The organism is Deltaproteobacteria bacterium (genome assembly GCA_016213065.1).
Taxonomy (GTDB): Bacteria; UBA10199; UBA10199; order SPLOWO2-01-44-7; family SPLOWO2-01-44-7; genus JACRBV01.
The window spans coordinates 1-11,864 of record JACRBV010000110.1; the positions used below are offsets into that span (position 1 = coordinate 1).

An 11,864-nucleotide genomic window follows, 5' to 3' on the forward strand; every position below is an offset into this window, starting at 1 on the left:
CCCGAAGTTTGGGGGCCTTTAAAATCTGCTGAAGCGTGGAGATATCTTTTCCAACCTCCAAAAACTGTTTGGAAATCTCCTCCACCTTGACCATGCGCGTATTCAGATCGCCAAAAAAACGGGCCGCGTTGTCGAGACGGCCACCAACCCCATCCTGTGATTTCTGCCAGAAATCGAGCTGATTCTTAAACTGTTGCTGGAGGTCTCCGCGCAAACCTTCAAGTTGTTGTTGCAGAAGCAAAAAAGGAGTCTCGGCGGGAACCTTTTTCTTCGTCCAAAGCCAAACCAAAGCCCCCAAAACAGCCAAAATAATCACTCCCATTACAAGCCAAATTCCCATCTTGCCTACATAAAAGAAGTCCGAGGGTCACACAATCATTAAGTTGACAATACGGGTAATTCCCTATTAACCTTACGTTATATGTTAGCGGAGAAACAGCAGGCCCAGTCCAATACCGTCGAATTTCCCTTAAACCAGCGTTTACTTGAGGATTCCCTCAAATTAAAGGAAGAGCGCCGGATTTTGAAGGAGAGGCTTCAGAAGATAGAAGCCAATCGTTCCGAGGTTTCGGCCACGGTTTTTGAGAAAGTTCACGGAGATTATCTGACGCGGCTTCAAAATGTAACCGACCAGCTTTTAGCCAAAAAACAGGATATCGACCGCGAATTGGGAACTCTCTACGACACTCGCGACAAAATTGAAGGAAATCTAAAAAATCACAAACACACTTTGGAAGAGCTCCAATTTCGCCACAAATTGGGTGAGTTCACAAAAGAAGAATTCCATTCGAAAGCAAAAATAGAAGAAGATAAAATCGCCCGTTTTGAACAGGTTTTGGCGGGAGTTCAATCAAATATCAAACGCTATGAAGGTCTCTTCGAAGGAGACGAAGATCTCTTCGGAGAAAAATCGAAAGAGACCGGACCCTTAAGCGTCGCGGAAGAAATTGACGAATGGGAACAGGAAGAAAAAGATTTTCAGGAACCAACCCCCATCCATCCGGAAAAATCTTCCGAATCCATTGGCACACCGCAAGATGCAAGCTGGCTGGAAGCGACAAAGCCCAATTTGGAAACGCACCCCACCCTCACCATTATCGCGGGACATGAAAATGTCGGAAAAAGTTTTCAGATTCAGGGCACTCTGACCATTGGCAGATCGCATACCAATCAGGTTATTTTAAAAGACGCGAAAGCTTCAAGACAGCACGCCGAGATCCGGCTTCAGGGAAATGAATATGTGTTGATTGACCTAAACAGTTCGAACGGCTCCATGGTCAACGGCCACAAAGTCACCGAACAAATCCTCGCCCCCGACGACGAAATCCAAATCGGCGATTTCGTCATGCAGTTTCAGATGTAACACTACGCTACCATGTATTTACAAACATCCACCACAGTACTTTTTCGAGCTGTTTTTTCCGCGGTTTCTAAAAGATAGGCCGTCGTTTTTTCATCAACATATTTCTCTCCGCAATTCTGACAGACTTGGGCGGGGACGTTCCTCACGACAAAGGTGGCCCCTGCACGATCCATGGTCACCGTTACTTTGCCGATTTTTGTTTCCCCTTTTTTACAAATAATGCATTTCATTTCTCACATCCGCTTCACTGATATGTCTTTCAAACATTCTGCGTACAGCGTGTACTCGAAAAATTAATTTATTTACAAATGCATATGCATTTGAGTTCTATAAGAAAACCTTTGCCCTCTTTTGTCATCCCCGCGAAGGCGGGGATCCAGTGATTTTAAGGGCTTCTGGATTCCGGCCTTCGCCGGAATGACAGAACGAGATTCAAATGCATAGGCATTTTATTTACATTCATAAGTTTAAAATTGGGGATTCATTGATTTTTTTCAGCTCAGTGGAGCGAAGGGGGATCGAACCCCTGGCCTCGACAATGCCATTGTCGCGCTCTCCCAGCTGAGCTATCGCCCCACTGAACTGAAAAAATTTAAGTAGTCCCCCAATAATCAAGTTACTTCACGCTGTCAATTAGGAGTTCGTAAATGAGGCGTGCGGCTAATTTTGCGGTGCGGTGATCGGGATCGAAACGGGGGTTTGTTTCCATCACTTCAAAGAGTCTTAATTTGTGCGTTTTAACGGCAAGTTTTACAAAGTCTAGTGCTTCTCTTCCCGAAAATCCGGCGGGGTTGATGGCTGAAACGCCGGGAGCCTCGGTGCAATCAACGGAATCAATATCGAAACTTAAAGCGAATGCTTTCTTATTTTCGGCAAATTTTTGAAGGGTTTTTTTAAAATTTCCCGGCCAAGGAACAAGCAGAGCTCTTTTCTTTTTCAAAAAATCACGATGCTTTTTGGAATTACAATCGGTGCAAAACCCAAATTCACACAAATTTTTCCCAGAAAACTTCGTGGTCGAAAGAATCTGCCAAAAAGCCGAGCCACTTGAATATTTTCCATTTCTTTCCGGAGGGCGGCAATCCAAATGAGGATCAATATTGATAATACCGCCCTTTGGAAACTGCCGCGCAAAACCGGAGAGACTTCCAAAGCTTAGATCATGCCCACCTCCTAAGATAATCGGAAAAATATCTTGTTTTAAGAGTTTGAAAACAACGTCACTTAATTTCTGATAGGTTTCTTTTTGTGTTTTGGCGATTTTTAAATTTCCCAAATCATAGAGTCTGATTTTTTCCAACTCCCCTTTAGCGCCTAAAGTCATTTTATATAACTCTTTGCGGATGGCATCGGGTCCTTTTTTTGCGCCCGGTCTTCCCTTGCCAATCGCAACACCTCGGTCATCCGGAACACCAATGATAGCAAAACTTTTTGAGGGAATTCTCCCCTTTTCCCAAAAACAAACACGCTGAAATAATTTTGAGTCACCGGGACGGATGGAAGGTGGTTTCATAGAAGTTATCTAACAAATAAATGTCATCCTGAACGAAGTGAAGGATCTACTTGATAAACAATTGGATTCTTCGCTTCGCTCAGAATGACAATCTTCATAAACAATTTATGAGATATGGTCTAACATTTTTTTCCTTTGATGAAAATATGACGGCTGCTCTTTCTGCCATAGCGATAGATGGGATAGTTTTCGTCGGGGGCGCCCCAAAGAATTAGATCGGCATTTTTCCCGACGGCAAGACTCCCTACTTCTTTTTCAAGTTGCAACGCCTCTGCCGCGTGAAGGGTTATCCCTTTCCAAACTTCATCACAGGTCATTTTGCAAAAACTCACCGCCTGTGTCGCGGTCAACATTAAATTCAAAGAGGGATTCGTCCCCGGATTATAATCCGTGGAGATGGCAACTTTGAGTCCCGCGTCAATCATCTTGCGCGCGGGGGCCGGTTTCACACCCAGAAAAAAACTGGCACCCGGGAGTACAACAGCAACCGTGTTAGTTTTTTTTAACGCGGCAATCCCCTCTTCCGAGATATTTTCGAGATGATCCGCACTCACGGCTTTAAGTTTAACCGCAAGCTCTGCTCCCTTTCCCGGTGTCAACTGATCCACATGAAGTTTACATTCCATTTTATATTTTTTTGCCGCTTCGATAATTTGAGTCGCTTCTTCCGGAGAGAAAGCTCCTTCTTCAACAAACACATCACAAAATTTGATGATCCCCAGCTTCGCCACGGCTGGAAGCATTTCCATAACCAGTAAATGAACATAATCCAGACGTCTGTTTTTAAATTCTTCCGGGAAAGTGTGCGCTCCCATAAACGTCGGAACAATCGTTAATGGAAATTCACGCTGTAATTTTTGAACAACTTGCAGAATTTTAATTTCGGTATCAATATCCAAACCGTAACCACTTTTAATTTCAATCGCCGTCGTTCCAAAAAACAAAGCTTCCTGAAGACGTTTCGCCGAAATTTCGTAGAGTTCATCAAAAGAAACAGCGCGTGTTGATTGAACGGTGGAAAGAATACCATCACCGGCAGACGCAATCTCCAAATAGTTTTTCCCTTCCGCGCGCATTGCATACTCTTTTTGCCTATATCTCGCGTGAACAAGATGGGTATGGCAGTCCACCAACCCCGGGGTTACCACCGTTTGCTGGCAGTCAAATATTTCCCTTGAAGCGGGAGCTTGTGAGGCATATCCGAGCCATTTTATTTTTCCCGATTCAATTTGAAGCGCGGCATTTTCAACAACGCCCGATGAAATCGTCACGAGCCTGGAAATATTAGTCAGTAACATTGGGAATTTTTACACCTTTCTCTTTGGCAACATGGATGGCTTCTTCATAGCCGGCATCAGCATGACGGATCACACCCATGGCTGGATCAGATTTCAAAACGCGTTCCAATTTTTCCGCCTGTTCCGCAGTTCCATCCGCAACAATCACCTGACCTGCGTGAAGACTGTATCCCATTCCTACACCACCGCCCTGATGAAACGAAACCCAACTCGCCCCATTCACTGCGTTCACAAGAGCATTCAAGATGGGCCAATCGGCAACGGCATCACTGCCATCTTTCATCATTTCTGTTTCACGATTGGGACTGGCTACAGAGCCACAATCCAGATGATCGCGTCCAATTACAATTGGAGCTTTAACTTTTCCTTTCGCCACGAGCTCATTGAAAAGAAGTCCGGCTTTGTCACGCTCTCCATAACCCAACCAACAAATGCGCGCGGGCAAACCTTGGAAATGAATTTTCTTGGAGGCCAGCGTTAACCAGCGTTTCAAAGAGGGATTCTCCGGAAATAATTTTAAAAGAGCCGCATCCGTGACGGCGATATCTTGCGGATCTCCCGATAGAGCAACCCATCGAAAGGGACCCTTTCCTTCACAAAATAAAGGACGAATATAAGCGGGAACAAAACCGGGAAAATCGAAAGCATTTTTTACGCCTGCAAGTTTCGCCTGCGCACGAATATTATTTCCGTAATCAAAAACGGGGATTCCTTGGTTTTGAAAAGCAAGCATCGCAGAGACCTGTTCTCCCATCGCCCGATAGGATTCCTTTTGATATTTTTCCGGATTTTTTTTGCGAAGTAGAAGGGCTTCTTCAAGACTCATGCGATTTGGGACATAACCATATAAAGGATCGTGAGCGGATGTTTGATCGGTTACTAGATCGGGTTTAATTTTTCGACGAACCAGTTCAGCGTAAATATCTGCGGCGTTTCCACAAAGACCAATTGAGAGGGCCTCTTTGACTTTGCAAGCGGTATGCACTAATTTCAGAGCCTCATCTAAATTATCCACAGCCTTGTCTAAGTAACCGGTTTTTAAACGTTTTTCAATCCGTTCAGGGTCGACCTCCACGCCTAAAAAAATCGCATCGTTCATCAAAGCGGCCAGAGGTTGGGCTCCTCCCATACCTCCCAATCCCCCCGACAAAATCCATTTTCCTTTGAGATCGCCCTGATAATGTTTATTGCCGGCGGCCGCGAAAGTTTCGTAAGTTCCCTGCAAAATTCCTTGCGTGCCGATGTAAATCCAAGAGCCGGCCGTCATCTGGCCGTACATCACTAAACCTTTTTTCTCCAATTCCCAAAAATGTTCCCACGTCGCCCATTTTCCAACAAGATTGCTGTTAGCAATCAAAACGCGCGGCGCACCCGGATGCGTTTGGATCACTCCAACTGGTTTTCCCGATTGCACCAATAAAGTTTCTTCGTTCGACAATTTTTTTAAGCAGGAAATAATTTGATGATAGCATTCCCAATTGCGAACTGCTTTGCCACGCCCACCATACACCACCAGATCTTCGGGGCGCTCCGCCACTTCAGGGTCAAGATTATTCATGAGCAGGCGCATCGCGGCTTCTTGCGCCCAACCTTTGCATGTTTTTTGATTTCCGCGCGGTGCGCGAATGATTGCAGTCATAGCTCTATCCTTGTTTTTGGCTGTCTAGCATGTTAACCAGAGAGCCACAATTAGGAATTCAAGGAGGTGGGATGACATCTTTTTCAGTGAGCAAAGCGAACGTGAGGGGGAGGCTCCAATGGCTTTGCCGTTGGAGGGGGCGACGCAAGCCCCTATGATAGAAACTTTGGAAAAAGGACTCGGCAGTATCAGTGACTGGGTTTGGGGACCGCCCCTTTTGATCCTGCTTGTGGGAACTCACCTCTTCCTGACTTTTCGATTGCGTTTTATTCAACGCTACCTTTTTAAAGCAATAAAAATTTCGTTCCAGCGCAAACGCGAAGGAGAAGGAGATATCAGTCAGTTTGGCGCGCTGATGACGGCCCTTGCCGCAACGATCGGCACCGGAAATATTGTTGGCGTCGCCACCGCTGTTGCCGCCGGAGGACCCGGCGCGGTTCTTTGGATGTGGCTCACCGGCGTTTTTGGTATCGCCACAAAATATGGCGAAGCCCTGCTTTCAGTGGAGTACCGCGTAAAAGATTCGTTTGGCACGATGTGTGGCGGCCCAATGTACGTGCTAGAGAGAGGATTGAAAGCAAAGTGGCTGGGAATTCTCTTTGCACTTTTTACCGCTGTTGCCGCGTTTGGGATTGGCAACATGGTTCAGGCAAATTCCATTTCTTCGCTTTTGTTTGAGACATATCATCTCTCACCGTGGATTTCTGGAGGTGCAATGACAATCCTGACGGCGGTGGTAATTTTGGGTGGAATTAAATCGATTGCCCGTTTTTGCGAATTTTTGGTTCCGTTCATGGCAATTTTTTATGTGTTGGGGTGTATCTATCTTCTTTGGTTACATGCCGAAACATTGCCGACCACGGTGATTCTCATTTTTAAATCTGCATTCACCGGACAAGCGGCTCTTGGAGGTTTCCTTGGAGCCGGTGTGCGTGAAGCGATGCGCTTCGGAATCGCTCGCGGACTTTTTTCAAACGAAGCAGGTTTGGGCTCTGCCCCGATTGTCGCCGCCGCCGCACAGACAAAAAATCCGGTGCGACAAGCGTTAGTCTCTTCCACCGGTGTCTTCTGGGATACGGTGGTAGTTTGCGCCATAACGGGTCTCGTCGTGGTCAACAGCGGTGATTGGTCTCAAGGTCTGAAAGGGGCCGCGCTGACCAAAACCGCTTTCAGTCATATTCCTATCATTGGCCCAACCATTTTATCGGTTGGCCTTCTGACCTTTGTCTTTTCAACGATTCTGGGCTGGTCGTACTACGGGGAAAAAGCGATGGAATATCTTTTCGGCACTAAAATGATCAAACCGTATCGCTGTTTATGGGTTGTCGCGGTGATGGTTGGTTCCGTTGCCACCCTTCCGATGGTCTGGTCCTTTGCCGATATCGCCAACGGCATGATGGCCATCCCCAATTTGATTTCACTGATCGCCCTAAACGGCGTCATCGTTAAAATCACGCGAAAATATTTATGGGAGAAAAGAAACGGATAATTTTTTCTTTTTTATTTGGGGTTTTTTCTTTCGGGGATTTGTTTTAAGAGCGGCTTTATAAACCTCCATTGCTTTGGGCAAAAGTTTTTTGAGATTTTTGGCGCGTTCTCCACTGGAGGGATGGGAGGCAAAGATACTGGTTTTGTCATTTTTGGATTCTTTAGCGGCCCGCTCCCAAAGATTTACAGCCGCCTGCGGATTGTAACCGGCGGCCGCCATGTATATGATTCCAATCGCATCGGCTTCCGATTCATTTTTGCGACTGTAACTGGGCAGGTAAACATTGAGGCCGCCGTAAAAAATTTGCTGAAACAGATCGGAACCCGCCGGAGATCCCGCCTCCGTGATGATGGCTGATGCCACGGCTCCCGCCATTTGAAATGTGGTCGCTTTGCTGATTGTTTCTGTCACATGTCTGGCGGTGGCGTGGGCAATTTCATGTGCCAACACGGCGGCCAACTCGTCTTCGTTCCCTTCTTGAACCAAACCTTTACGGGGTTGCCAAAGACCCGTGTAGACCATCATTTTTCCCCCGGGTGCACACCACGCATTAACAATATCGACATCGGCAAGATGAACTTCGTAGGGAAGCGTCGGGATGTGGGAAACCGCCGCAATTTTTTTGACAATCTTTCGGATCCTCTGCAACTCCGTTGAATCCGCTTCCATGTCGATACTCTTGTCGTTTTGTTTGAGGGATTTAAGCTGTTGGGCCATGACATAATTGCCCAATTCAATATCGGAGCTTAGGGAATAATAATTGAGAGTGCTTTTGCCGGTGACGTAGTCCTTGGCACACCCACTAAGAGAGAGGGCAGAAAAAATCAGAAGGAATCCAATAGTCAAGGCCGGCTTGGCCGGCCGCGAAGCAAACTCGAAGAGTTTGCGGAGTCCAATAATAAAAGCTTGTTTCATGCCGCTTTTGCTTTTTTGGTGCTCTTTTCTTTTTTCTCTTTGGTTGGATTATCGAGATACTCGATCAAAGCCATCGGGGTTTGATCCCCGGGCCTGCAATTTAATTTAAGAATACGCGTATAACCACCTTGACGAGAGGCAAAACGCGGTGCCAATTCATCAAATAATTTCGACAAAATCACACGATTATGGATCATGCGACGGGCACAGCGTCTGGAAGCAAGCGTTCCTTGCTTGCCCAAAGTCACAACACGATCCGCCAGCCTTTTTAATTCCTTGGCTTTGGGCAGCGTTGTCTGAATTCGCCCATGCTCAATCAGGGCGGTCACCAAATTGCACAACATCGCCTTGCGATGCGGTGTCGTTCTGTTTAATTTTCGATGATCCACTAAATGTCGCACAAAATCCTCCTCGCATTAAAACTTATTCCACTTCTTTGGGTCTGTATTTTTCAGAATCCAATGGTGTGAAGCCTTCAATCTTCATTCCAAAACCCAGACCCAGTTCTGCCAAAATTTCTTTCAACTCATTCAGAGATTTGCGGCCAAAATTTTTGGTCTTGAGCATTTCTGCTTCGCTTCTTTGTACGAGCTCGCCAATATATTGGATATTGGCATTGGCCAGACAATTGGCGGAACGAACGGAAAGTTCCAATTCCTCCACACGACGATACAAATTGGGATTAAGTTGAGGACCTTCTTCGCGCGGTTTTTCCTCGACAACCACTTCCGTTACCGCTTCGTCAAAGTTAATGAAAATTTGAAGTTGCTCTTTCAAAATTTTTGCGGAAAAAGCCAGCGCATCTTCGGGATTCACGGAACCATCAGTCCATACTTCCAATGTTAATTTGTCAAAGTCGGTACGTTGCCCCACTCTGGCATTGGTAACATTATAATTCACGCGGCGGATTGGCGAAAAGGTCGCATCCATCGGGATAACGCCGATTGAATCCTGAGGCGTCTTGTTCTGTTCGGCGGTAATGTAACCTTTCCCCAAACGGATTGTCAGTTCCGCTTTCAGTTTAGCGCCGGGTCCCAGTGTGGCAATGTGACAATCAGGATTCAAAATTTCAACATTGGAGGGAAGTGTCAAATCAGAACCTTTGAGTTCCTTTTCACCCTGAACATCGAGTTGAATAATTTCCTGCTCGCCGGTATGCAATCTGAAACGCAGTTCTTTAAAATTGAGCAGAATGTTGCTGATATCTTCCACCACACCCTTGATTGTGGAGAATTCATGCAGGACGCCGTCAAAACGGACGGAGGTAACGGCGGCACCTTGCAAAGAAGAGAGCAAAACGCGGCGCAAGGCATTGCCGAGTGTTAGTCCAAACCCGCGCTCCAAAGGAGAGGCAACAAATTTGCCATAAGTGGGTGTCAATTCTTGTTGATCAAATTCCAGGCCTCTTGGGCGGATCAAGTTATGCCAATTACGATACATATGAAACCTCCATTTGGTGGACCATGGACAATAGACCATGGACCATAAAAAAATTACTTTGAATAAAATTCCACAACCAATTGTTCTTGAACCGGCATGGTCAACTGCTCTCTGTCCGGCCATTCCAGTACTTCGCCCAGAAATTTTTCTTTATCGAGACGAAGCCACGGCGTTAACCCACGCCTTTCAACGCCTTCCACCGCTTCCATAATACCGGGTGATTTGCGGCTTTTCTCTTTCACTTCAATCCTGTCTCCTTTTTCCACAAGATAGGAAGGAATGTTGACTTTTTTGCCACTAACCAAAACATGATTTTGTTTTACAAGATTTCTGGCTTCCGAACGTGATCTTGCAAAACCAAACCGATAAACAACGTTGTCCAAACGTCTTTCCAACAGCAGAAGCAAATTTTCGCCGGCAACTCCTTTGAGTCTTTCCGCTTCAGCAAAAATATTGCGGAACTGCCCTTCTTGATCAATGCCGTAAATTCTTTTTAATTTCTGTTTTTCTCTCAAGTGGAGGCCATACTCAGAAAGTTTTTTGTTGGCTTGCCCATGTTGACCCGGAGCATAAGCACGTCTTTCCACGGCACACTTGTCCGTAAAGCAACGATCCCCTTTCAAAAAGAGTTTCATGCCTTCCCGACGACATAATCTACAAACTGCTGTCTTCTTTGCCATATCTTCTGACCCTCTATTTTATACCCTCCGCTTTTTGGGCGGACGGCATCCATTATGAGGAATCGACGTGACATCGCGAATTGCAGTCACCCGTATCCCCGTTTTTTGTAAAATTCTCAGTGCGGAATCACGACCGGCACCGGGACCTTTGACATAAACAACCACTTGTTTGATGCCATGTTCCATGGCTTTGCGAACGGCATCTTCCGCCGCAAGCTGAGCCGCAAAAGGAGTTCCCTTTCGGGCTCCTTTAAAACCTTTGGCTCCACCGGAAGACCATGAAAGAGTATTCCCCTGCTGGTCGGTCACGGTCACAATCGTGTTATTAAAACTCGATTGGATATGAACAACTCCCACGGGAATATGTTTTCTGACCTTCTTTTTTCCTTTTTTAAGCGGCTTTGTTGGAGCCGTTGTTGCTTGTTGCTGTGATGTTTTTTCAGCCATTTCTTAACCCTTTCTTACACTATTTCGGCCCTGGGGCCTGTTTTTTGCCTGCAATTGCGATACGCTGTTTCCCCTTACGGGTTCTCGCGTTGGTGTGGGTTCTTTGTCCATGCACCGGCAAATTGCGAATATGTCTCAAACCTTTATAAGTACCCAAATCTTTCAAGCGTTTAATATTCCCGGCAATATCGCGGCGCAAATCCCCTTCCACTTGATAATTTGCTTCGATAATTTCACGAATTTGAGCGGCTTGTGCTTCTGTCAATGTTTCAGAACGCACTGTCTCTTCGATCTTGGCTTCTGCCAAAATCTTTTTGGCGGTGGTTAAACCGACTCCATAAATGTAACACAACCCATACAAAATGGGTTTGCGTCCGGGTACGTCAACTCCAGCAATACGCGGCATATTCTCTCCTGTACAAAAAAGTTCTTAGTTCTTCTTAGTTCTTAGTACGAAGAACCAAGAACTAATAAGAACCAAGTACTAAGAACACATTATCATCATCCTTGGCGTTGTTTATGTTTCGGATTTTTACAAATCACCCGAACCACACCTTTACGCCGAATCACTTTGCATTTATCACAGATTTTTTTTACGGATGCTCTTACTTTCATAAATTAATCCCTTCGGACTCCGCAAACTCTTCGAGTTTGCTTCGCGGCCGGCTAAGCCGGCCTTGGTTATCGGACTCCGCAAACTCTTCGAGTTTGCTTCGCGGCCGGCTAAGCCGGCCTTGACAAGCGGGGCCCTCTCATTATTTTACGCGGAATGTAATTCTTCCCCTTGTTAAATCATATGGGGAAAGCTCCACGGTAACACGATCCCCCGGCAAAATTCGTATAAAATGCATGCGCATTTTGCCGGAGACATGGGCCAAAACTTTATGCCCATTATCCAACTCAACCTGAAACATCGCATTTGGCAATGTTTCCAAAACTTTTCCCTCAACTTGAATTAACTCTTCTTTTGCCATTTGATCATCGGACTCCGCAAACTCTTCGAGTTTGCTTCGCGGCCGGCTAAGCCGGCCATGGTTATCGGACTCCGCAAACTCTTCGAGTTTGCTTCGAGGCCGGCTA

The 11,864-nt window shown here is 46.0% G+C and carries 15 protein-coding genes and 1 tRNA gene; 2 read left to right on the forward strand and 14 right to left on the reverse strand.

Features of this window, described 5'->3' with window-relative positions:
- Positions 1-340: hypothetical protein (locus HY877_06515; GenBank protein MBI5299925.1), on the reverse strand; the 340-nt coding region annotated here is incomplete at its 3' end.
- An 81-nt stretch (positions 341-421) separates the two neighbouring features.
- Between HY877_06515 and HY877_06520 the strand changes: the two genes are divergently transcribed.
- Positions 422-1,363: an FHA domain-containing protein gene (locus HY877_06520; GenBank protein ID MBI5299926.1), complete on the forward strand. Its 942-nt coding sequence runs from the start codon at positions 422-424 to the stop codon at positions 1,361-1,363.
- Between the two features lie 2 nt (positions 1,364-1,365).
- On the opposite strand, the gene HY877_06525 is transcribed toward HY877_06520, so the two are convergent.
- The 5 genes from HY877_06525 to hutU form a co-directional block, all read right to left on the reverse strand.
- The gene (locus HY877_06525; protein ID MBI5299927.1) at positions 1,366-1,593 is read right to left on the reverse strand and encodes a type II toxin-antitoxin system MqsA family antitoxin; all 228 of its coding nucleotides are present in this window, start codon (positions 1,591-1,593) and stop codon (positions 1,366-1,368) included.
- A 273-nt stretch (positions 1,594-1,866) separates the two neighbouring features.
- Positions 1,867-1,939, reverse strand: a tRNA-Ala gene (locus HY877_06530).
- A gap of 40 nt (positions 1,940-1,979) precedes the next feature.
- Complete coding sequence (locus HY877_06535; GenBank protein ID MBI5299928.1) at positions 1,980-2,876, reverse strand: formimidoylglutamase; 897 nt, start codon at positions 2,874-2,876, stop codon at positions 1,980-1,982.
- Between the two features lie 119 nt (positions 2,877-2,995).
- Positions 2,996-4,174 (reverse strand): imidazolonepropionase, encoded by a 1,179-nt coding sequence (locus HY877_06540; GenBank protein ID MBI5299929.1) that lies wholly within the window; start codon positions 4,172-4,174, stop codon positions 2,996-2,998.
- Positions 4,161-5,813 carry a urocanate hydratase gene (hutU, locus tag HY877_06545; GenBank protein MBI5299930.1) on the reverse strand — a complete coding sequence of 551 codons (1,653 nt, stop codon included), beginning with the start codon at positions 5,811-5,813 and terminating at the stop codon, positions 4,161-4,163. The genes HY877_06540 and hutU overlap by 14 nt, the downstream gene beginning before the upstream one ends.
- Positions 5,814-5,967: 154 nt before the next feature.
- On the opposite strand from hutU, the gene HY877_06550 reads away from it, so the two are divergent.
- A complete protein-coding gene (locus tag HY877_06550; protein MBI5299931.1) occupies positions 5,968-7,302 on the forward strand; it encodes a sodium:alanine symporter family protein in 1,335 nt (444 codons plus the stop codon).
- Here the strand turns inward: HY877_06550 and HY877_06555 are convergent.
- From HY877_06555 to infA, 8 genes are all read right to left on the reverse strand, one after another.
- Positions 7,279-8,217, reverse strand: a complete 939-nt coding sequence (locus HY877_06555) for a M48 family metallopeptidase (GenBank protein ID MBI5299932.1) — start codon at positions 8,215-8,217, stop codon at positions 7,279-7,281. The genes HY877_06550 and HY877_06555 overlap by 24 nt on opposite strands.
- Positions 8,214-8,606, reverse strand: coding sequence for a 50S ribosomal protein L17 (rplQ, locus tag HY877_06560; protein MBI5299933.1), 393 nt, complete (start codon positions 8,604-8,606; stop codon positions 8,214-8,216). Before rplQ ends, HY877_06555 begins: the two co-directional genes overlap by 4 nt.
- Positions 8,607-8,640: 34 nt before the next feature.
- The gene (locus HY877_06565; protein ID MBI5299934.1) at positions 8,641-9,657 is read right to left on the reverse strand and encodes a DNA-directed RNA polymerase subunit alpha; all 1,017 of its coding nucleotides are present in this window, start codon (positions 9,655-9,657) and stop codon (positions 8,641-8,643) included.
- A 53-nt stretch (positions 9,658-9,710) separates the two neighbouring features.
- Positions 9,711-10,337, reverse strand: coding sequence for a 30S ribosomal protein S4 (rpsD, locus tag HY877_06570; protein ID MBI5299935.1), 627 nt, complete (start codon positions 10,335-10,337; stop codon positions 9,711-9,713).
- An 18-nt stretch (positions 10,338-10,355) separates the two neighbouring features.
- Positions 10,356-10,784 (reverse strand): 30S ribosomal protein S11, encoded by a 429-nt coding sequence (rpsK, locus tag HY877_06575; protein ID MBI5299936.1) that lies wholly within the window; start codon positions 10,782-10,784, stop codon positions 10,356-10,358.
- A gap of 19 nt (positions 10,785-10,803) precedes the next feature.
- Positions 10,804-11,190: a 30S ribosomal protein S13 gene (gene rpsM, locus HY877_06580; GenBank protein MBI5299937.1), complete on the reverse strand. Its 387-nt coding sequence runs from the start codon at positions 11,188-11,190 to the stop codon at positions 10,804-10,806.
- Positions 11,191-11,285: 95 nt separating this feature from the next.
- Complete coding sequence (gene rpmJ, locus HY877_06585; GenBank protein MBI5299938.1) at positions 11,286-11,399, reverse strand: 50S ribosomal protein L36; 114 nt, start codon at positions 11,397-11,399, stop codon at positions 11,286-11,288.
- A gap of 140 nt (positions 11,400-11,539) precedes the next feature.
- Positions 11,540-11,758, reverse strand: a complete 219-nt coding sequence (gene infA, locus HY877_06590) for a translation initiation factor IF-1 (protein MBI5299939.1) — start codon at positions 11,756-11,758, stop codon at positions 11,540-11,542.
- Positions 11,759-11,864: the final 106 nt, after the last annotated feature.